This window comes from Enterococcus sp. BWR-S5 (genome assembly GCF_016745255.1).
Lineage (GTDB): Bacteria > Bacillota > Bacilli > Lactobacillales > Enterococcaceae > Enterococcus_L.
This window is the reverse complement of sequence record NZ_JADOEQ010000004.1, coordinates 159102-180232: the sequence shown is the minus strand read 5'-3', so window position 1 is coordinate 180232 and position 21131 is coordinate 159102. Positions and strand designations below refer to the sequence as shown.

Below are 21131 nucleotides of genomic sequence, written 5' to 3'. Positions count from 1 at the left end.
ATGAAAAAAGTATTTGTAGCTTCGATAGATGAGTTAGTTCCCAGAATTGGAAGAGAGGTTTTGATTGGCGAACAGAAAATTGCCGTCTACCGATTAAGTGACAATCAAATAAAAGCGATTGAAAATGTTTGTCCTCATAAGCAGGGCCCGCTTGCTGAAGGAATTGTCTCAGGCGAATTTGTGTTTTGTCCCTTGCATGACTATAAGATTTCGTTGAATGATGGTATCGTTCAAGAGCCGGATGAAGGGTGCGTTCGAACCTTTGAAACGGTTGTAGAGGATAACCAAGTCTATGTGATGGTGGACTAGATGGGAATTGTTTACTTTGTAGGAGCCGGGTCTGGTGACCCGGAGCTCCTAACTCTTAAGGGAAAACGATTATTGGAAAGCGCCGATGTAATTATTTATGATCGATTGGTTCATCCGATATTTCTTTTTTTGGCAAAAGAGGACGCCCGTTTTATTTACAGTGGAAAATATCCGAAAAATCACGTGCTGAAGCAAAAAAATATTAACAAGCTACTTCAGGACGAAGGTGAAAAAGAACAAGTCGTTGTACGCTTAAAGGGCGGTGATCCAGGGATATTTGGTCGTGTTGGAGAGGAAATTGCTGTGTTGAGAGAGTTGGGTATTCCTTATGAGATTGTACCTGGTATTACAGCTGCTTCTGCAGCCGGCAGTTATAGCGGCATCCCACTGACTCATCGTGAGTACAGCAGCAAGGTTACTTTTGTTACTGCACATCGCAAAGCCGGTGAGAGGATAGATTTCAAAGGGCTGACGGATAAAGGAACAATTTGTTTATACATGGGTGTGGAGTATGCAGTAGAAACCCGGAAAAAATTATTGGAGCAGCAGGTATCTGATCAAATGCCGGTTGCGATTATTGAATGGGGCACCTTGGGGCGTCAACGCACTGTGATTACCGATTTAAGCCATTTGCTGGAAGACATTGCACAACATGAGATTAGAAATCCGTCCATGATTATTGTTGGTGAAGTAGTTTCAGCAAGAGAGGGGCAAGATTGGTTTGAACAAAAGCCGTTATTCGGCAGAAAAATTCTTTTGTTGGATTCAGATAAAGTATCCTTTGAGACACTCCTTAGCTATACTCAGCAGGGAGCTGATGTGTATGCAGTTCAGACAGGTGTGTATAGGGACCGACGATTTGATGAAGTAAATGAGCACTATCTATCTGACCATACCTTTGATGAAATTATCTATTTGGGAAATAGAGAGACAGAACTCAACCAAAAAGATCAATTGTTTTCATAAATGAGTAGAAACCCTCAAAAGATTTGAACATGTAAAAAAGATGCAGCAGTTCTTCATATGAAGAAAGTTTTTATAGGATTATAGATATACATAAAAAGGAGAGAAAAAAATGGGATCACTTCAACCACCGGAAATAGTAGATTTTACAATAGAAAAAGGGATTCAAAAGGCACGTGCCAGCTTCCTAACTTTGGCTGTATTGGGATTTATGGCGGGGATGTTTATTGCCATTGCCGGAGTAGCAATGATTCGAACTATGGGAACGATGCCGAGTGAGTGGGGCAGCTTAGTCAATGTAATCGGAGCTGCTGTTTTCCCTTTCGGTCTAATTTGTCTTTTATTAGCAGGCGGAGAACTGGTTACAGGAAATATGATGGTTGTCTCTATGGCGCTGTTTGCAAAGAAAATCAGCGGTACTGAATGGCTAAGAAATATTGTGATTGTTACAGTATTTAATTTAATCGGTTCATTGTTCGTTGCTTACTTCTTCGGTTATCTTAGCGGTGCATTGCAGGGAGATTTTGCTGAGCGGGCGATTCAGGTTTCATTGGGACGTACAAAGGATACATTGTTGCAAGGATTCCTGTCAGGGGTCGCTTGTAATGTTTTGGTAAGTACAGCTGTTTACCTTCATTTTGCCGCAAAAGATTTTATTGGCAAGATTGTTGGAATATTTTTACCAATTATGGGCTTTGTTATTTGCGGCTATCAGCATGTCGTTGCAAATATGTTTTTAATACCTATGGGGATTATTCTTGGTGGGAATACTTGGGCAGAGTTTGGCAAAAATATGTTTAGTGTATTTTTTGGAAACCTTGTAGGCGGCGGCTTGTTTATTGCAGGGATGTATTTCTTAGCGTATAAAGTGGGCACGAAAAAGCTATTAAATCAGTAAAATTTAGTTGAATAAAAAATGATAAAAGACCTACGATTTCTTTTGCCATAGATTACCAGACTGGATTATATGGTAGACTATTGAATGAATGTCCTCTTTATAGGCGACTGCATAATCAAGAAACAGAGTATTGTCTTGTTTCTGAAAATACCTAGATGGAAATGAAAGAGATAGGACTGGATTTATGGTAGAAGAAAATGTATAAAAGAAAGAAGCTTAAGCAAATGAAACCCATTCGTGTCGGGACTAGAAAGAGTCCGTTGGCTATGAAACAGACGAATATTGTTATAGAATTGTTGAAAAAAAAGCATGGCGACTTTCCGATAGAAATCGTTCCTCTGGTTACGACAGGGGATCGTTTGCTTTCAGTCAGTTTGTCAAAGATTGGTGGAAAAGGACTCTTTATTAAAGAAGTAGAGCAGGCGTTGTTGGAGGGCAGAATCGATTTTGCTGTTCACAGTTTAAAGGATATGCCTGCTGTTATTGGTGAGGGACTGGTTTTAGCAGCAATCCCTGAGCGGGAAATCCCGTCAGATTGTTTGATTTTTCGAGAGATAAATGAGCTTTCTGAGTTGCCGGAGCATGCTGTAATCGGTACGAGCAGCCTACGCAGAGAGTTTCAAATGAGTGCGCTACGAAGTGATATTCAAGTGACCTCTATTCGTGGAAATGTAGGTACTCGATTGAAAAAGATGGAGGAGCAAAATCTGGATGCGATTGTTCTGGCAACAGCCGGATTAAAACGAATCGGCTGGTTTGATGAACCGACGCATGCCTATCAACAACTGGATACAGCTACATGTATCCCAGCGGTTGGACAAGGTGCGCTGGCTGTCGAATGTTGTGCAGATAACTCCCTGATGTTCGACTTTTTAAGGGAAATTAATGATCCGTTGACAGAACAGCTGGTAACAGAAGAGCGTGCCTTTTTGAAGGTACTGAACGGCAATTGTGAGGTTCCTGTCGGTGCATATGCTGAGAAAATGGATAGTGGTTATCAGATGTCAGGCTTCTTAGGGGATAAGCTGCTAAAGCATTCCATCAGTAAACGTGTTGTTGTTCCATCTATAGTTGGCATTGGAAAGAAGCTTGGGGAGGAACTGCTTCATGATTTGGGAGGACTGAACGGATGAGAGAAATCCTGCTTACTCGTTTAGTGGGGGATAACATAGAGGATAAGAAGTATTTTGAAGCGCTGGGGTATCAGTGCATAGAGCAGCCCTTGCTGCAGCTCTCCTTAAGCCGAATAACCTCTGAACTAGTAATGAGTATGGACTGTGCAGACTGGGTATTTTTGACGAGTCAGCACAGCGCTTTGTTTTTCCTGGATGTTTTTTTAGAGCATTACCCACTGGAGAAGCTTCAACAGAAAAAGTTTGCTGTTATCGGAAAGAAAACAGCCGGAGTTCTGATAACAGCAGGTTTGATTCCGGAGTTTCAGTCACAGGTAGCGACTAAATACGAAATGTTTTCGGAGTGGCTGAAGGTCTACTCGAAATCAGCAACTATTTTTTATCCTAAAAGTAATCTTGCTGATTGCTTAGGGGAGGAGCAGTTTTCTCTTCAGGGGCATCAGCTGTTGACAGGAATTTTGTATGATAACCTGTTCTCAGAGGAACAGAGCAAGGCGTTGGCGCAACGGCTGAATGAGGGTTCTTTAGAAGCAGTGTATTTTACCAGCCCGTCCTTATGGGAACGTTTTTACTCCGTGTACCGGAAGCAGGCAATAAAAAGGGAGCTGCATTTCTACTGTGTGGGTCGCACCACTCAACAGGCGATTCAACAGTCTGGCTATCAAGCGACGATTAAATAAGTGAGTCAAAACTGATTTGAAGGCTAGGAGACATCAATTCATTGATACGACAGTTGTTTTTCATTGAAAAAATTGTTAGAATAGTTGGAGTTCAGATGTTTGAACGAGTATCTGAGAAATCAGATGCAGAACAACTAGATAACTATGCCATAAACAAAATCGCCGGGTTTTGCATAAATCATGAGTAGAGAGATTATCCGATAGGCCATCGAAGGATAATCATTCTGCTCTTTTTTTGGAGGAAAAGAGATGAGAACAACAGAACGAAAAGAGCTGACAGGGTATGTCAGCAGAAATGTATTAAGTATGCTGGGGCTTTCTTTATACATTCTAGCGGATACGTATTTTATAGCTAATGGTGTGGGACCGTATGGGTTGACGGCACTGAATCTGGCACTTCCGCTATTCAACCTAATCAACGGTTTGGGCTTATTGATGGGGATGGGGGGAGCCACTCTGTTTTCTCTTAATAAAAGCTCCGCACCTGAAATGGGAAAAAAATACTTTTCTCAATTAGGAATAATCAGTATTGCTTTAGGCTTAATTTTCGTCGTATGCGGCGTATTCTTTGTTGAACCGTTGGCTGGTCTTTTGGGCGGTGGTTCGGAAACGATGCCGTATCTGATGACCTATTTAAGGGTGATATTGATTGCGGCGCCATTTTTCGTCGTAAATAATTTTGCGCTGAGCTTTGTAAGAAATGACAACAATCCTCATTTGACGATGGTAGCAATGATTGGCTCAAGCTTGTTCAACATCGTATTCGATTACATTCTAGTGTTTCCATTAGGGATGGGGATGTTTGGCGCTGCGCTAGCAACAGCTGCTTCACCGATTCTCAGCCTGCTGATTTTGACGATGCATCGTCGGAAGCCCAATCGTCTGCTTAGCTTAGAATGGACACCACCTGTCTGGAAAACTGTCAAGGAAAGTATCAAATTGGGGATTCCTTCTTTCCTAACTGAAATGAGTAACGGCATCAGTATTTTAGTCTTCAATATTGTCCTTCTCTCGTTGGCAGGAGATATTGCGGTAGCAGCATTTGGTGTGCTTGCGAATATCTTTCTGATAGGGTTATCGATGTTTACCGGAGCCGCTCAAGGGATACAGCCGATTGTTAGTCGGGAATTCGGGAAGAAGAACTTTTCTGCAGTTACGGCAGCGTTAAAATTTGGCAGCTTTGTTAGTTTGGGAATTGGTATCTGTTTATATGCAGCCATGGTCATTTTCCAACTACCTGTCATTCAGTTTTTCAACAGTACCAATAATCAAGAGCTGATTCGTTATGCCAGCCAAGGGATTCCCATCTATCTTTTCAGCTTCTTCTTTTCCGGGATGAATGTCGTATTCAGTATCTTTTTTGCCTCAATTGCAAAATCAAATTACTCCTTTGTTTTGGTATTACTGAGAGGCTACGTGCTAATCATTCCTGCCGTTTTCCTTCTAGGAAATGCTTTTGGTATTGTTGGCGTATGGACAAGTTTGCCGTTAGTTGAATCCGTGGTTTTCTTTGTCGGTGTTTTTCTTCTGGTGAAAACACAGAAACAGCTGCATCGAGAAATGAAGGCTTAATCTACGCTGGAAGGAAAAGGAGCGACTGGATTCAGCTGTGTGAGCATTATGTTCATCACAACGTTGGGAACCATCGTATAATAGAAAAAGCAGTCAGTTGAAGGAGGATACAGAATGTCCAGAAAAATTATTTTATATATAGCAGCTAGCTTGGATGGCTATATTGCTGAAGTAGATGGGTCAATTGATTTTTTGACAGCAGATACCAGTCCTGAAGTGGAGGCATTCGACAGCTATACACAGCTGCTGGAACGAATCGATACCGTTATTCTTGGTCGAACAACTTATAATCAATTGGTCAATGAGCTGACACCGGGTGAGTATCCCTATGAGGATAAGACATCCTATATCATTACACATCATCCAATAGCGGGTAAGGAGCAGTTAATTTTTACAGATGAGCAGCCGGATGAGTTGGTTCAACGACTAAAAGAAGAAGAGGGCAAGGATATTTGGATTGTTGGCGGAGGTCAAATTATCGCGCCGTTAGTTGTTAATAACCTGATTGATGAGTATGTGATTACGACAGTGCCTATCCTTCTTGGCAAAGGGATTCCTCTTTTCAAGGAGATGAACAAATCGGTACGGGTTCGTGTGGTGGACTCGTATATAGAGCAGGGTATGATTACATCGATTTACTCGAAGACAGACGAATAGAAAGAGGTTAAGCATGGAGCAGCTGATTCCATGCTTTTTCTGTATCTTCAACTATGGGTGGAGGGATTCGAAATAAAAACTTTGACAGGTGAAAATAAATCAGTTAGAATGAAAATGAATTAAACGACTACAAATGTAATCGATAATTTGAAAGAAGGGATAAAAATGACCGAATCGAAAATAACGGATGCTGAGTGGGAAGTTATGCGTGTTGTCTGGGCACAGCAGGAAACAACCAGCAACGATGTCTACACGATTCTTAACGAAAAGATGCAGTGGAAGAAGAATACGATTAAAACGCTGCTGGGACGTTTAGTAGAAAAAGAGCTGCTGGCTACCAAGCCTTTGGGAAATAAATTTATTTATTATGCACAGATTGAAGAAAGAAAAAGCCTTCAGGATTTATCTGATGAGCTGTTGACGAAGGTCTGCAGCCGTAAGGTCGGGCAAGTTGTCGGGCAGCTGATTCAGGACAGTGTATTAAGCTTTTCTGATATTGAACAGCTTGAGCAGCTCTTACAGGAAAAGAAGCAGTCAGCTGTTGAGCAGGTTCCCTGTAATTGTATTCCGGGGCAGTGCCAATGTCATTTGATTGAAAGTAAAGGAGTGAAGTGAGTTGGAAACAAAAACCTTTGGTATAGAGGGGATGAGCTGTGCCTCTTGTGCGCAGTCCGTTGAGAAAGCAACAGGTAAGTTAACTGGGGTGGCAAAGGCCAGCGTCAATCTTGCGACGGAAAAGTTAACGATTCAATATGATGGTGACCAATTGGGGGAAGCAGAGATAAAACAAGCAGTTTCAGATGCAGGATTTCTTGCTGTCGGTCAAACGATCAAACAAACGTATGCAATAGAAGGGATGAGCTGTGCTTCTTGTGCTCAGACGATAGAGAAGGCGGTTAATCGGTTGCCCGGTGTCGAACAAGCGGCGGTGAATCTGGCTACAGAGAAAATGTCCGTTCAGTTTGATCCAACAGCTTTGAATAGTGGTGAGATTACTGCTGCTGTTGAGCAAGCCGGCTTTCAGGCTGTAGAAGAATCAACCGGTCATGAACGTGAGCAGGCAGATGCCGATCAGGAGAAAAAGCAGCAGCACATTCAGGAAATGTGGCGTCGTTTCTGGTTGTCAGCGGTATTTACAGTACCATTGCTGTATATTGCGATGGGGCATATGATTGGCTTACCGCTGCCAAGCGTGATTGATCCGATGATGAATAGTACTGTGTTTGCCATGACTCAGTTGATTTTGACTATTCCAGTGTTATATCTTGGGAAAAGTTTTTTCACTGTAGGCTATCGTTCGCTGTTCAAAGGACATCCGAATATGGATTCATTGGTTGCCCTGGGAACAAGTGCGGCATTCCTATATAGCTTGTATGGAACCTACATGGTATTTGAAGGCCATGCGCATTTTTCTATGGAGCTGTACTATGAGTCTGCGGCAGTAATCCTTACCCTGATTACATTAGGGAAATATTTTGAAGCTGTTTCGAAAGGCAAAACTTCAGAAGCGATTAAGAAGCTAATGGGGCTTGCGCCTAAAAGTGCGAAAGTGATTCGTGATGGACAGGAGATAGATTTACCGATTGAAAATGTCCGTGTAGGCGATGTGATTATTGTTCGTCCGGGAGAAAAAATCCCTGTGGATGGCGTCGTAGTAGAGGGGACAACCTCGATTGATGAATCTATGCTGACCGGGGAAAGCATTCCTGTAGAGAAAAAGTCTGGCGATGCAGTGATTGGTGCCAGTATCAATAAAAATGGAACGATTCGATTTGAAGCGACGAAAGTAGGGAAGGATACTGCGTTGGCACAAATCGTCAAGTTAGTTGAAGACGCTCAAGGCTCGAAAGCACCCATTGCTAAAATGGCGGACAAAATTTCCGGTGTCTTTGTACCTATCGTCATTTTATTAGCTGTTCTGTCTGGCTTAGCGTGGTATTTCATCGGTCAGGAGTCTTGGATATTCGCTCTGACGATTACGATTTCTGTATTGGTTATCGCTTGTCCCTGTGCATTGGGCTTAGCTACCCCGACCGCAATTATGGTAGGGACTGGTAAAGGCGCCGAGAATGGTGTACTGATAAAAAGCGGAGATGCGTTGGAGACTACACATAAAATTCAAACCATCGTATTCGATAAAACAGGAACGATTACAGAAGGCAGACCAGTGGTAACAGATATCTTAGTTGCCGACGAATTAACTGAAGACGAATTACTGCAGTTCGCTGCTTCTGCTGAAAAAGGGTCAGAGCATCCATTAGGGGAAGCAATTGTATCCGCGGCAGAGGAAAAGGCACTAACTATTTATCCAATCGAAAACTTCCAAGCAATTCCGGGGCACGGAATTGAGGGAATCATTCAGAATAGCCGTTTCCAATTGGGAAATAAGAAGCTGATGGTTGATCAGAGAATTGAGCTTGGAGATTATTATGAAGTCTCCAATCAATTAGCTGAGCAAGGGAAAACACCGATGTTTATTGCGAAGGATGGCCAGCTGGCTGGTATTATTGCCGTTGCAGATACAATCAAGGAAAATAGCAAGCAGGCGATTGCCAAGTTGCATCAAATGGGTATCGAGGTGGCTATGATTACCGGAGATAACAAACGAACAGCTGAAGCAATTGCTAAACAGGTTGGGATTGACCGTGTTCTTAGCGAGGTATTGCCGGAGGATAAAGCGGTAGAAGTGAAGAAGCTTCAGGCTGAAGGTCGCAAGACCGCGATGGTTGGTGATGGTATCAACGATGCACCGGCATTGGCACAAGCGGATATTGGGATTGCTATCGGCTCAGGAACAGATGTAGCGATGGAGTCAGCAGATATTGTTCTGATGCGCAGTGATTTGATGGATGTACCTACAGCTGTTGAGTTGAGCAAGTCAACAATTAAAAATATCAAAGAAAATCTATTTTGGGCATTTGCCTACAATACACTTGGGATTCCTGTAGCAATGGGTGTGCTTCATCTATTCGGCGGTCCGTTGTTGAACCCAATGATTGCCGGAGCCGCAATGAGCTTCAGCTCCGTTTCTGTATTACTAAATGCGTTGCGCTTAAAACGGTTCAAGCCATCTAAATAGCTAGGCTTGGTCTTGCAGAGTAACCGAAAGCATGTAAAAATGGAACAGAGAAAGCGTTGTAAAATATACTAAAGAGAAAAGAGGAAAAGTAATGAGTCAAACAGTAAAAATCGAAGGAATGAAATGTGACGGTTGCGTAGGAATCGTCAAAGAAAAATTTGAAGCAATCGATGGTGTAACAGCCGTTGATGTTCAATTAGACACGAAACAGGCAACCATTGAAGCCAACAGTGAATTATCAAACGCGCAGCTGGAAGCCGCGTTAGCTGATACGAAATTTACGGTAGCTGGATAAGCGTATAGTATGATGCTAAAAAAGCAGCTTACTTCATTCATTGAATGAGGTGAGCTGCTTTTTTATTTTACGGCAATATTTCTTGAAGTCGTTGATATTCTTTTTTCGTTTCTTTAGGGTCCTTATTCGTATAGTAGTAAGCGTAGTCCTTTGTTTTGATTTTTAGAATAGGGGCTTCTTTTTTATAAACTAATAAATAGGCGGTCTCGTCGGCGACCTTAAATTCTCCTGTCAGATAATGGTCTGTAGCTGAGCCATATATCCGTATGCTGTCGCTTGGTATTTTATCAACCAGCTCAACCGATTTGATATCCTTTAATGAAATTTCCCGTGTTCTTGAAAATGGGGCAGATAAAGAAACCTCTGTAGCTGAGATGTTCATCTGAAACGGATTGGTAGAAAAATCATTTATCAATAAGGGGACGCAGGCAACAAAAACTGCCACTAGAGCAATCACCAGTAAGGCAAGCATTGAGATTTTCCCTGCCGGACGACCTAAATTTGTTGAAATATTCATTCCTAAACGATCGGGAACAAAAATTCTTGGATCGTCAGGGTTGATATAAATGCCGTAGCGCCAGTATTGATCGTCATCTCCATAACGGTAATCAGCAGCTTGAAGAATCAAGTGATCCTGTGTTTTTCTCAACTGAAACATGAGAAAAAACGTATAGCCGATATACAGAAACACAACAGCAAAGTAACCGATGACCAGATACATCATGCGTCCATAGGCTACCGTGAACGATAATGATGGTAAGAAGGACAACGGGCTGAATACCAATGCGGAGGTGACTAATAACAGGGACCAATAATGCCGCATCGTATCATTCACCTGCTGATTGATTTTCTCATCGCTGGTTAACGCTTTGACCGGTAGACGGCTGATTAGATAATAGGAGAAAATAAAAATTCCTGCTGTGAATAAAGAAATGGCTCCAAACAAAAACATACCAACCGGTTGCTTTACTGCCAAGGCTGTATAGAGGATACCTCCCAAAGAAATCAGAATGCTGGGAAGAAACCAGTAGCTCTTAATCAGCTTTTGATTCTTTTTCAAAATCAGCTTTGTGTCTACCAATAAGGGTTTGGTTGGTAAGATCCAGTCATTTTCCAATTTGACTTTTGTCATTTTTCCGATATACAGAATCTGCGTATAATAATTGACGCCAATCATTCCAAATGTGGACAGAAGCATGAAAAAGATGGCAATTGAATCATAAGGAATAACCAACAGCAGTAAATCTACAATAGAAAACACAGCAGCAATGATGAGCAGCATCTTTTTATAGCTTTGCCGAACAAGACTCACCTGAGGGTCGTTCAGTTTATCCTTGGGCAAGGTTGTCTCGAGAATAATATTTTTATGTGGATTGGCAACGATTCGGCCAACGAAAGCCATCAAAAAGTTGATACTGATAAGAATCAGAAGAAGCATTATATTCATAGGGAACACATCCTTTATTTAAAGTTTTTCAAAATTTGACTGACAATGGCATGTATATCTACTTCATCCATTTGATGAATGGCCGCTTCAGCTAGAATAAGCTCAAGAGAAGCACCGAATTGTTCGATAAAATATTCTGTTGCTTCGGGGAATTCGGCAATTTTTGTGCCATTTCTGCGATCGGTGACGATATAGCCCTCCAGCTTTAGAGCGCTGTATGCTTTTGAAACGGTCATCATATTGACACCTATTTCGTCAGCCAGCTGTCGAACGGAAGGAAGCGATTCATTGGAGACCAGCTTTCCTCCGGCAATGCCCAGTACGATTTGATTACGAATTTGCTGGTAGATAGGTACATCACTTTTCATATCTATTTCCATTAGCATGTTTAAAACACCTCACTGATTTTGCGTTCTTTGTATTATGAATTATAATACAAAGGGTACAAAAAAGCAATGAGCTCGTAGTTGAGAGTTTTGAATGTGAGGCATATAATAGGAAAAGAGCGCGTGAGTTGAAAGGATGAGAATAATGTCAGAAATTAGAAAAGAAGCAACAACGAAATTTAGAGCGGACTTTGCTGGAGACGTGAAGCAGAGAGCTTTGCAGAACGCTGTGGTGAGAAATGGAATCACCGGCTCAGCCGAGACACAGGAAGCAAAGGTAGAAAATGTGCAAGTGTTCTCCGTCGATTTGGAGACCGGAAAAGTTGCCAATCAAAAGAAGAGCGGCCGCTGTTGGATGTTTGCCGCATTAAACACATTTCGTCATAAGATGATTAATAGTTTTCAGCTAAAAGATTTTGAGCTGTCCCAAAACTACACATTTTTCTGGGATAAATACGAGAAATCAAATTACTTCTATGAAAATGTTATTGCAACGGCTGATCAGGAACTGACTTCTCGGAAGGTTGCCTTTCTTTTAGCAACACCGCAGCAGGACGGTGGACAATGGGATATGATAGTTTCGCTATTCCAAAAATATGGTGTCGTACCCAAAACTGTTATGCCTGAAAGTAAGAACAGCTCTGATTCCAGTGAATTGAATAACTATTTAAATAAGAAGCTGCGCAAAGATGCGGTCACTCTTAGAAGGCTGGTTGAACAAGGTGAAGCTGCTGAGGCAGTCCAAGCTAGAAAAGAAGAAATGCTTCAGGAAATTTATAATTTCCTTGCGATTTCTTTAGGAACACCACCGGAAACCTTTGATTTTGAATATAGAGATGGAGAGAAGAACTATCATCTTGACAAAGACTTGACTCCGCTATCCTTCTATGAAAAATATGTTGGTGTAGACTTAGATGAGTACATTAGTGTGATTAATGCGCCGACAAAAGATAAGCCCTTTAATAAAACCTATACAGTGGAGATGTTGGGGAATGTTGTCGGTGGCAAGCCTGTCAAGTACCTGAATGTGGACATGAGTACATTTAAAAAGCTAGCCGTGCAACAGTTAGAGCAAGGTGAATCTGTTTGGTTCGGCTGTGATGTTGGCCAGTCCTCTAATCGGAACAACGGAATTATGGCATTGAATGCGTATGAAATTAATGAGCTATTCGATATTGACTTCACGATGAGCAAAGCAGAACGTCTTGATTACGGAGAAAGCTTAATGACGCATGCAATGGTTCTGACTGGTGTAGATATCGTTGATGGAGAGTCTACAAAATGGAAAGTCGAAAACAGTTGGGGAGAAAAAGTAGGCGAAAAGGGCTTCTTCGTAATGAGTGATGCCTGGATGGATGAATATACGTATCAAATCGTTATACGAAAAGAGTTGCTGGATGACGAGTTAGTGAAGGCTTGGGAAGAAGAACCAAAAGTTCTTGCTCCTTGGGATCCAATGGGGGCCCTAGCTTAAGTGGTGTCAGTAACATAATAAAACGGGACGACTACCCATTCGTGGGAGTTGTCCCGTTTTTCTCTTATGTATCTTCTCTTAGTTTCATATGTGTTTTAAATTATTCTTTGAAAAGAGTCTCATAGCTAAAAATCAGGGAAGACCAGCGTAGTAGCGCGTAGGACTGCTACTGCTTTTGTGGTACTCTTTTCGTTTTTATGTGTGTGGGTCTGCTTAAATTTCGCTTCCTTATATGATTGTAGACGGTTGGGACAGAGATATTGCATTTCTCTGCGATTTCAGAGACTGAAAGGTCAGAGTTTACATATAGCTCCAATGCATGGTTGACCTCATCGGTACGCGGAGGCCTGCCCAGCTGCTTGCCATTTTCTCTCGCTGCATCCAATCCGGCTAGGACACGTTCACGAATTAATTCAGCCTCCATTTCTGAAAAGGCGCTCATAATCGTAAAGAAGAATCGGCCCATTGGCGTACTGGTATCAATATTGTTTTGGATACTGACGAAATTAATCTTCCTTCTATCGAACTCTTCTAATAAAGCAAGCAGCTGTCGTGTACCGCGTGCGAGACGGTCAAGTTTGAAAATGACTAAGGTATCTCCGGCTCGCAGCTTCTGAAGAACGGTGTTTAACACGCTGCGTGCCGGATTTCTTCCGCTTTCTCGTTCCTTATAAATCTTATCTACTCCATAATGTTTTAATGCCTGCAGCTGTGAATCAAATTTTTGCTGATGGGTACTTACCCGCATATAGCCGATAATAGCCATTTTACCTCACACTCCTCATAAATTCCTGTATGCGGCTGAAATGAAGACTTTAATCAAAAATTATATATATAAAATAGTTATTCTATATAATTGGTATTAAAAAATAGTTTCTTTTTAATTTGATAAAATGCTTCTCTCTTCCGCATCCTATTTCTTCGAATAAGCTGGTGTTACGCCAGTCTAATCATTATCAAGTCAGTTTTTTTCATCCTGTATCCATCAAAAATCATTCACTCCTTTCAAAAATAATTTACAGGATTAAAAAAATATGTTGACGACTCGATATCTTTATAATAAACTAATGTTTTTTAGAAAGTAGAACCACTTGTTATTTAAATTAGGTGGACACACTTGGGAATATGGATAAAAAGGACTTTCCTTTTTGTCCATATTCTTTTTTTTGCATGTTAGTTGCATTTCTCAATATCATTAGTTTTTTAGAAGGTTCTAGTCTGTCAGAACCTTCTATTTCTATTGTTTTTCATCCATAGGAATGTGTAGGAAACTGCAAAAGATAAGTAGTGTTAAATAACAACGTTAGTTGCTTTCTCGATTTCAAACTATTTTCAGGCATGCTGAATCGCATGATTTGGCACGTAACAATTGGTAGCTGGGGGGAATCGTCGTCAATTATGGAACAAGAAAAAAAGCGGAAACAACAAAAAAAACGGCAATTGCAACATCCCAAAAAAAGAAAAACATCAACTACGCTCGCAGAAAGAGAACAGATTGTTGGAAATCCTCAAAAGATTAAGAAGAAAAAAACTGGGTCAACAAATGGGTCAACAAAAAAGAAAAAGAGAAATACTAAAAACACTTCTAATTCAAGAAGGACAACAAAAAAGAAACAAACCAAACAATCCAAAGCAATGTCTTTGCTGTTCAACATTCTCTTTTATGTATTTATCTTGTTTGTAGTTGTCGGTTCGGTTCTATTTGCTACCAGCAGTGATGAAAATAAATCATTTCTCGGCTATCGCTTTTTTGGAGTCTTGACGGACTCGATGGTTCCAAGTGATCCAAAAACACAAAAAGGCGGGTTTCACTCAGGAGACATCATCATTGTAAGAGATATACCAGGTGAGAGTGCAAAAGTGGGAGATATCATAACGTTCCGTCCAAGTATTACCAGTGAAGCCTTTCTAACCCACAGGGTGAAGGAAAAGATGGACAAGCTGGGTGAGACGGAAGGGGTATATTACATTACTCAGGGTGATGCGAATAAAGCAGAAGATGTTCCAATCAGTGCCAAACAGGTAGTCGGGAAAAAAGTGTTTGTTATACCAAAAGTCGGAGGGGTCTTGAATTTTGTTCAGGAGAATGTGGTAGTTTCTGTCGTCTTCATCCTTTCAGTGTTTGGGTTTATAACAATCATACGGTATTACTTTTTGAACAAATAGGTATTTTCTTTTTGAGTAAGAGTGTGACGGCATTTGGGAGCACTTGCTGAGAGTTGTCACAACCTTAAGCAAAGAGTGAATAATATATTAAGAGGGGGAACTCTACAAATGAAAAAAAATCTGAATAACACTCAGAAGAAGAGTCAGAAGAAAAAAGCACTTGCTGCAGCTGGGGCTTTCGCAGCAGTAGCCGCACTATCCGCAACATTCGCTTGGTTTACAAGTGAAGATTCAAAGACCAACCACTTTGAAGGTGAGATTGCAACGGGTAAAGACGTTGAAATCGTGGAAACATTTGAACCGCCGACCGATTGGGAACCGGGTTCAGAAGTAAACAAGGATGTACAAGTAGCCAACGTTGGGAAATACGATGCGTTGATTCGTGTTGGACTGGATGAGTCATTACAATTATTAAATGACCATGTAGCAAAACAAACAACTACTGGTACTGAATTGAATGGTAAAACGGAAAAAGAAGCGTATCTTGTTCCTGGCGAGCTTCCAGCTACTGGATATACAGCATCTAACTTCCCAACTGCACCAACAATCACAATTACCGGTGGAGACTACGCTGGTACGTACACATTGAAAGTTGTAGAAAAATCTGAAACAGATCCTGTTACTGGCGTTATTACTTATACTTATCGTCAAGTATGGTCAGATGGAACAAAAGAATTCCACGCGACAGGTATTAACGGATATGACCGTGATGAAGTGACAGGCGTAATCAGTCTGAAAGCCGGATCAGCAGCTGCAATGTCTTATATCGATTTGACTTACGCAGCAGCAATTACAAGAGATTGGACAGCTCCAACAATTTACAATCCAACTCCTGCATTTGTTGATGGTAACAACGATGTGTTAACTTCACTTATTAATACTGCTGTAACACCAAATGAACAACATCCAATCGAACTGTTGTTCAATAACATTACAACTGCTGCAACTAGCGCAGACAAATGGTTCTTTAACGCAGATGATGGTTACTTCTACTATACAAGCGTTGTTGCTCCAGGTGCATTGACTACTCAATTACTGGATGCTGTAACATTGTTGGGTGCTGCTGATAATTCATACAGCAAACTGCAATATGACTTGACTGTAAACGCTGAAGGTATTTCCGCATTCCAAGGCGCTGTAGACCAATGGTTACCAACACCGGCTGCAGGCTCTGAAAGCGCGAAAATTGCTTCTGCATTGAAAGCAATTACACCGGCAAAATAAGCACTAATTTGATTTGATTACCAACTGAGGGGGAAGTGAAATGAAAATGAAAAGCAAGATTAGAAAGGCGATATATATAGGCGTAGGATTAGTTTTCCTACTCTTGTCACTAGTTATTGCTGATGCAGCGCAAGCTGTAGAACTTCCTCCCGGGATGGTAATTGGAGACGATCAGGGGATAAAGATTGAAGATGATGGCGAATACCTGATTGATGTACGTGATGTCATGCCGGGAAAAGCCTGGTCAGTAAAAATTACTATTAGCAACTTAGAACGAGATATTCCCTACCATTTGACGATGCGTGTCAGTAAACCGACCTTGATTCAAGGAACTTTGGATTTGTCAGAAGCGATTCAAATGAAACTAATCTATGACGGAGAAGTGATTTACTCTGGGCCTCTGTCCGGAGATAACGGCAAAATCAACCTTCAAGATGTCGCATCACCAGTAGACCTGGGAACTTTCAAAAGTGGAGATACCCGGATGCTGGAAGCGTATTTTGAGCTGGATGGGGCGGAATATGGAAATTCAGATTTCTTTGAGAAAAATATTGTAGAAAATATTTGGCATTTCAAGGCTGTAAAAACAAAGCTGCCTGATACTGGAAGCAGCAGTAGTGATGATGTGACAAAACCTGGAACTTCAAGCAGTACGACACCAGGTAAAGATATTTTTAAGTTACCAAACACAGGGGAAGAATGGCGAAATGCGCTGGTCTTTGTCATTATTGGCATGTTCTTGGTCATGTTGGCTTTATTGATTGTCAAACACAAGGTTTTAGATAAAAAGAAATCCTAGTGCGAAATGGGATAACAGGGATGTGCATGACTATATGTATTTCCGGAGAGCGATTAAATGATAAGGGGGAAGCAAATGTCGAAAAGAAAGAAAACGGGTCGTTTGCTAAAGAAGAAACAGAAAAAAAAGCGGAGCTTTTCGTTGAACAGTAACAAGCTTCCAATACTTTTACTGGTTTCCTTTTTTTCCAGTTTGATGGTTCTGGGAAGTACGTATGCTTGGTTCACTTCACAAGATGAAAAAGAAAATAATTTTGTTGGTACACGCTTAGCTGCAGAAATAGATGAAGATTTTGAGGCAAACTATCAATGGCAGCCGGGGCTAAAAACCCAGAAGGTGGTTCGCGTAAAAAATACAGGAAATGTACCGGCACTTATTCGTGTGGCGTTTTATGAGTATCTCCTGCTATTTGAGATTGATGTAACCGATCAAACTGGAAATGGGAACTTGAAGCTTTCTGCATCGGAAATTGCACCAAGTGTCAATAGTAAAAATGTGGCAACGTGGGAGCCGGCTGCATTGGCAGGTGGAACCTATAAGTATGACGAAAAATATTATATAGCGAAAGAGGCAGTGGTACCTGATCGCTCAACAGGAACTGAAATGTTCAAATTTCAGGATGCCGGTCGGGGGAATGGCCCTTTCAAGTGGTTTGACTTGGATATTCCTGGTCATGTTTATACCTCGGCACCGCCGGCAGGTACAACAGACTACTGGTTGTATAGTGATGGCTATTTCTATTACTCTGAATTAGTTGATCCCGGACAATCCACTCAGCCAGTATTAAATAGTATCACGCTCAATGCAAGCGCACCTAATAAATACAAAGGAGCGTTATATCAATTCAATCCAGTGATGGATGCCCATGATGCGACAGAAGTAATTCTGGACGCTTGGGATTTACCTCAGCTAGGTGCTGTTCATGAAATGTACAGAGACTATTTAGAAAAATAAGGAGGAGCCACATTGAAAAAGTTAGAAAAGAAATCGAAAAAAAAGCTGCTTTTGAATAAAATGTCTGTGTTCTTCCTTGCGATAGTTGCTGTTCTTTCTGTGCTTGCCTATAAAGGGCTTCAGCAGACTTATGCAGCATTGACTGATGCGGATGAAAAGCAAAATGAGTTTCGTATCAGTGATTTACGAACAGAAATCGAAGAAGAGTTCGTTCCACCGGGCACCTTTGAACCGGAAAAGGACTACAAAAAAATAGTAACGGTTAAGAATACTGGTGATATGAACAGCTTTGTCCGTGTTCTGGCTTTACCAGTTATTACTAAAACAAGCAGCGGCGGTGCAGTGACGCTATTGCCGGCGACTACTGAAGGTTCAGATGCCGTTTTGACAATCGATTACAATCTTACGGATTGGGTAGATGGAAAAGATGGGTATTTTTATTACAAGAAAAAATTGACTGCCGGTGAAAAAACGGCTCCTCTATTTACTATTGTAAGAATGAATCAGGCGAATATCACTGATGAGTATACAGGGGCAGTCCTTGATTTTGAAATTAAGGTCGAAGGAATTGGTGCAACAAAGTATGCTTACCGTGATGCTTGGTGGAATAGCCAGACACCTTCAGCAAGTCCATTATTGGATGTGGATAACCTGTTGAAAGATCAAACAGATGGAAATTAATCTAACTAAAACAGACACAAAAGGAGGAAGAGAATGAACAAAATAAGAAATCAGAAGGGTGTGTTCAAGCTTGCAGCACTTCTCCTTTTCTTTATCAGTATAATCTTTTTTTCCCAGTCTTTGTTATCAACAAATGCGCCAATCAAGGCGAATGAATCAGAAAAGAGTGCGGCAGCGAGAAATCAATTTGGCTTAGATTATGGTGAGGTTGGTGTCAGTAAAACAGCTGAAGCAGTAGACGGCATGGTGAATCAATGGGATATTACCTTGCGTGTAGAAGCTCGTCACAGCTTCCCACCACCAGCGGCTGAAGTTGTATTGATTGTTGATACCTCTGGCAGTATGTCAGTTGGAGATCGGATGCCGAAGGCTAAAAATGCGGCAAAAAGCTTTGTGGAGCAATTGCTTCAAGACAATTACTTGCACAAGATAGCGTTAATAACGTATGACAGTTCGGTTACGACGCATACATTTCAATATACACCTGGAGGAACGACGGAAACATTTGTAAACAGTGAGAACAGACAGCTATTGTTAGATAAGATTGATGATTTGGAACCGACGATTGAAGGTGCAACATTCACACAGGCTGCACTGAAAGAAGCGACCAAGTTAATTCAAGATTGTACGACAAACAGCAGAAATGTTGTCTTGATTTCAGATGGGGTACCGACGCTTAGCTATTCACCGTTAAGCCCGTACAATAAGTTATCTGGAATGGAATCCTTTACTCATGCATTTTACCCTACTAGGGAAGCTTATCAAACGGTTCAGACAATTCCAAAAGGGTTCTTTGACTATTCCAGCCAGTATGGTACAGGGGATTCTCACTTGAGAGCTGCCCGAGAACCAGAATACGACTTAACTGGAAAAACGGATGATCAATATATGTATGCCAATCACGCGAATAGCACGATTGCTGAAGCAACAATTAGTAAAGCTGAGCTTCTGGCAGCCGGCAGCAGTGAAAAACTGATTACAGATATTTATACGATTGGTTTGGACTTGGATGCCCAGGTTGCTCTTCCGACAATGCCTGCTTCTGAAATTATTCGAACATCAAAAGAAGTAATGGAAAAGGTCGCTTCCTCTCCGGATAAAAGCTATGATGCAACACCCGATGATTTGGAAGAGATTTTGATGGAGATTGCCGGAGAGTTTGTCGGCAATGTGAAAATAGCAAATGTAACAGATCCAATGGGAACTGGCTTTATTGTTAATGGTACGGTGACTGATACGAATGCATCACAGGGTACGGTGACTGTTTCCGGAACACCTGGTTCACAGGTGATTGCATGGGAAATTGGTGAAATGCTGAATCCAATCAGCAGCGATCCGGATGAAGATATCATGTACGCTGAGTTGACCTATCGAGTAAGCGGTACAAATGATGTACTGGCAATTTTGGATGGCAATGGGTTGGCAGAAACGAATGGTCCGACGATTCTTGAATATACAGATGCCTTTGACGATGACCACACGTTGAATTTTGAGGTTCCGAAGGTTAAGCCAACAATCGTTCGCTTGATGAAGAAGCTATTTGATGAAGACGATCAGGAAATTACAGGTTCAACAGAAGAGTTCGATGTCTCCTATGGTAACGACCAGTACACCGTGAATGACGCCTTTAAAATTAAAGCAGATGGTCAATTCCTTGAAACGGTGCACCCGTGGAAAGCTGATACCCAATATGATGTCACCGAGCTATTAACTGCATCGCAAAAATATAGTGTGGACATTGATATCAATGGTAATAATACAACAGGAAGTACAGCAGCCTTTGAGTTTGTTGAAAGCTCCGGTTACGATAATTTGGAAATTATTGTGAACAACAGGAGGGTTTCTAAGGCACTGAATATTCGTCAGGTTGTGCTAAATGCACATGATGAGTTGGTTATTCCGAGTAAGGCATTTTACAATGCGGCGATTAACTCAACCACAGCTGTAATGAATTTGACATCCGGCAGTACAACCAAGAATACGCCGGCAGAAGTAACGGAATCGTTGTTTACAAAATACAAGCTGTCAATTGAAAATCGTGAAGCAAGTATCACCATCGATGATTTAGTTCCTGAATATTATGAATTACATGGCTATATACTAACGACAACAAATGCTGATATAAGCAATAAGCATATCTCGTCCAATACTGCGGATTTAGTCACAACAAACGGTGCGGTATTGACTTATGACATAGACACAGTTGAATACTGGCTGACGATGTTCATTGAACCGAAGCTGGGGAAAGATTCAGGTGGACAGGAAGAAGACTCACCTAGGCCTTATAGTTGGGGCTATGAGGTGAATAAGTTTGGAACACCATAAACCTGAGTAAGCATAAATAAAGGGTCAAGCAGGCGCTTGCCTCACATAGGAATACTAAAAGCTCAATTAAAAAAGTACTGGACATCAAC

20 protein-coding genes are annotated in these 21131 nt (G+C 41.4%); 17 read left to right on the top strand and 3 right to left on the bottom strand.

Annotated elements, in window-relative coordinates; genetic code table 11:
• From nirD to IW510_RS07080, 10 genes are all read left to right on the top strand, one after another.
• Entirely contained in the window at positions 1–309 is a 309-nt protein-coding gene (gene nirD / locus IW510_RS07125; protein ID WP_202058158.1) for a nitrite reductase small subunit NirD, read from the top strand.
• Positions 310–1275 (top strand): uroporphyrinogen-III C-methyltransferase, encoded by a 966-nt coding sequence (gene cobA, locus IW510_RS07120; protein WP_202058156.1) that lies wholly within the window; start codon positions 310–312, stop codon positions 1273–1275.
• A 109-nt stretch (positions 1276–1384) separates the two neighbouring features.
• Positions 1385–2170 carry a formate/nitrite transporter family protein gene (locus tag IW510_RS07115; protein ID WP_202058155.1) on the top strand — a complete coding sequence of 262 codons (786 nt, stop codon included), beginning with the start codon at positions 1385–1387 and terminating at the stop codon, positions 2168–2170.
• A 224-nt stretch (positions 2171–2394) separates the two neighbouring features.
• The gene (gene hemC / locus IW510_RS07110; protein ID WP_202058154.1) at positions 2395–3303 is read left to right on the top strand and encodes a hydroxymethylbilane synthase; all 909 of its coding nucleotides are present in this window, start codon (positions 2395–2397) and stop codon (positions 3301–3303) included.
• A complete protein-coding gene (locus IW510_RS07105) occupies positions 3300–3983 on the top strand; it encodes a uroporphyrinogen-III synthase (RefSeq protein ID WP_202058153.1) in 684 nt (227 codons plus the stop codon). The genes hemC and IW510_RS07105 overlap by 4 nt, the downstream gene beginning before the upstream one ends.
• A gap of 249 nt (positions 3984–4232) precedes the next feature.
• Positions 4233–5555, top strand: a complete 1323-nt coding sequence (locus IW510_RS07100; protein ID WP_202058152.1) for an MATE family efflux transporter — start codon at positions 4233–4235, stop codon at positions 5553–5555.
• A 114-nt stretch (positions 5556–5669) separates the two neighbouring features.
• The gene (locus tag IW510_RS07095; protein ID WP_202058150.1) at positions 5670–6212 is read left to right on the top strand and encodes a dihydrofolate reductase family protein; all 543 of its coding nucleotides are present in this window, start codon (positions 5670–5672) and stop codon (positions 6210–6212) included.
• 165 nt (positions 6213–6377) lie between these two features.
• Positions 6378–6827, top strand: coding sequence for a CopY/TcrY family copper transport repressor (locus IW510_RS07090; protein WP_202058149.1), 450 nt, complete (start codon positions 6378–6380; stop codon positions 6825–6827).
• A gap of 1 nt (position 6828) precedes the next feature.
• The gene (locus IW510_RS07085; RefSeq protein ID WP_202058148.1) at positions 6829–9291 is read left to right on the top strand and encodes a heavy metal translocating P-type ATPase; all 2463 of its coding nucleotides are present in this window, start codon (positions 6829–6831) and stop codon (positions 9289–9291) included.
• Between the two features lie 91 nt (positions 9292–9382).
• Entirely contained in the window at positions 9383–9586 is a 204-nt protein-coding gene (locus tag IW510_RS07080; protein ID WP_202058147.1) for a heavy-metal-associated domain-containing protein, read from the top strand.
• Between the two features lie 67 nt (positions 9587–9653).
• Here IW510_RS07080 and IW510_RS07075 read toward each other — a convergent pair whose 3' ends face one another.
• Complete coding sequence (locus IW510_RS07075) at positions 9654–11033, bottom strand: PH domain-containing protein (RefSeq protein WP_202058146.1); 1380 nt, start codon at positions 11031–11033, stop codon at positions 9654–9656.
• 14 nt (positions 11034–11047) lie between these two features.
• Positions 11048–11419 (bottom strand): GntR family transcriptional regulator, encoded by a 372-nt coding sequence (locus IW510_RS07070; protein ID WP_202058145.1) that lies wholly within the window; start codon positions 11417–11419, stop codon positions 11048–11050.
• A gap of 145 nt (positions 11420–11564) precedes the next feature.
• On the opposite strand from IW510_RS07070, the gene IW510_RS07065 reads away from it, so the two are divergent.
• Complete coding sequence (locus tag IW510_RS07065) at positions 11565–12893, top strand: aminopeptidase C (protein WP_202058143.1); 1329 nt, start codon at positions 11565–11567, stop codon at positions 12891–12893.
• A gap of 166 nt (positions 12894–13059) precedes the next feature.
• Here the strand turns inward: IW510_RS07065 and IW510_RS07060 are convergent, their stop codons facing one another.
• Positions 13060–13659 carry a recombinase family protein gene (locus IW510_RS07060; RefSeq protein WP_202058141.1) on the bottom strand — a complete coding sequence of 200 codons (600 nt, stop codon included), beginning with the start codon at positions 13657–13659 and terminating at the stop codon, positions 13060–13062.
• Between the two features lie 632 nt (positions 13660–14291).
• Here IW510_RS07060 and IW510_RS07055 point away from each other — a divergent pair.
• From IW510_RS07055 to IW510_RS07030, 6 genes are all read left to right on the top strand, one after another.
• Positions 14292–15059, top strand: coding sequence for a signal peptidase I (locus tag IW510_RS07055; protein WP_202058139.1), 768 nt, complete (start codon positions 14292–14294; stop codon positions 15057–15059).
• Positions 15060–15167: 108 nt separating this feature from the next.
• On the top strand, positions 15168–16283 hold the full coding sequence (locus IW510_RS07050; RefSeq protein ID WP_202058137.1) for a BsaA family SipW-dependent biofilm matrix protein: 1116 nt from the start codon (positions 15168–15170) through the stop codon (positions 16281–16283).
• A gap of 40 nt (positions 16284–16323) precedes the next feature.
• On the top strand, positions 16324–17082 hold the full coding sequence (locus IW510_RS07045) for an LPXTG cell wall anchor domain-containing protein (protein WP_236674640.1): 759 nt from the start codon (positions 16324–16326) through the stop codon (positions 17080–17082).
• Between the two features lie 75 nt (positions 17083–17157).
• Positions 17158–18036 carry a BsaA family SipW-dependent biofilm matrix protein gene (locus IW510_RS07040; RefSeq protein ID WP_236674639.1) on the top strand — a complete coding sequence of 293 codons (879 nt, stop codon included), beginning with the start codon at positions 17158–17160 and terminating at the stop codon, positions 18034–18036.
• 12 nt (positions 18037–18048) lie between these two features.
• Positions 18049–18717 carry a hypothetical protein gene (locus tag IW510_RS07035; protein ID WP_236674638.1) on the top strand — a complete coding sequence of 223 codons (669 nt, stop codon included), beginning with the start codon at positions 18049–18051 and terminating at the stop codon, positions 18715–18717.
• Positions 18718–18750: 33 nt separating this feature from the next.
• Positions 18751–21042: a VWA domain-containing protein gene (locus IW510_RS07030; RefSeq protein WP_202058134.1), complete on the top strand. Its 2292-nt coding sequence runs from the start codon at positions 18751–18753 to the stop codon at positions 21040–21042.
• Positions 21043–21131: the final 89 nt, after the last annotated feature.

Coding starts and splice junctions, on each gene's coding strand:
- IW510_RS07055 (WP_202058139.1), top strand. CDS start 14,292: ATGGAACAAGAAAAAAAGCGGAAACAACAAAAAAAACGGCAATTGCAA.
- IW510_RS07065 (WP_202058143.1), top strand. CDS start 11,565: ATGTCAGAAATTAGAAAAGAAGCAACAACGAAATTTAGAGCGGACTTT.
- IW510_RS07075 (WP_202058146.1), bottom strand. CDS start 11,033: ATGAATATAATGCTTCTTCTGATTCTTATCAGTATCAACTTTTTGATG.
- IW510_RS07100 (WP_202058152.1), top strand. CDS start 4,233: ATGAGAACAACAGAACGAAAAGAGCTGACAGGGTATGTCAGCAGAAAT.
- IW510_RS07090 (WP_202058149.1), top strand. CDS start 6,378: ATGACCGAATCGAAAATAACGGATGCTGAGTGGGAAGTTATGCGTGTT.
- IW510_RS07060 (WP_202058141.1), bottom strand. CDS start 13,659: ATGGCTATTATCGGCTATATGCGGGTAAGTACCCATCAGCAAAAATTT.
- IW510_RS07080 (WP_202058147.1), top strand. CDS start 9,383: ATGAGTCAAACAGTAAAAATCGAAGGAATGAAATGTGACGGTTGCGTA.
- cobA (WP_202058156.1), top strand. CDS start 310: ATGGGAATTGTTTACTTTGTAGGAGCCGGGTCTGGTGACCCGGAGCTC.
- IW510_RS07115 (WP_202058155.1), top strand. CDS start 1,385: ATGGGATCACTTCAACCACCGGAAATAGTAGATTTTACAATAGAAAAA.
- IW510_RS07045 (WP_236674640.1), top strand. CDS start 16,324: ATGAAAATGAAAAGCAAGATTAGAAAGGCGATATATATAGGCGTAGGA.
- nirD (WP_202058158.1), top strand. CDS start 1: ATGAAAAAAGTATTTGTAGCTTCGATAGATGAGTTAGTTCCCAGAATT.
- IW510_RS07040 (WP_236674639.1), top strand. CDS start 17,158: ATGTCGAAAAGAAAGAAAACGGGTCGTTTGCTAAAGAAGAAACAGAAA.
- IW510_RS07050 (WP_202058137.1), top strand. CDS start 15,168: ATGAAAAAAAATCTGAATAACACTCAGAAGAAGAGTCAGAAGAAAAAA.
- IW510_RS07105 (WP_202058153.1), top strand. CDS start 3,300: ATGAGAGAAATCCTGCTTACTCGTTTAGTGGGGGATAACATAGAGGAT.
- IW510_RS07095 (WP_202058150.1), top strand. CDS start 5,670: ATGTCCAGAAAAATTATTTTATATATAGCAGCTAGCTTGGATGGCTAT.
- hemC (WP_202058154.1), top strand. CDS start 2,395: ATGAAACCCATTCGTGTCGGGACTAGAAAGAGTCCGTTGGCTATGAAA.
- IW510_RS07070 (WP_202058145.1), bottom strand. CDS start 11,419: ATGCTAATGGAAATAGATATGAAAAGTGATGTACCTATCTACCAGCAA.
- IW510_RS07030 (WP_202058134.1), top strand. CDS start 18,751: ATGAACAAAATAAGAAATCAGAAGGGTGTGTTCAAGCTTGCAGCACTT.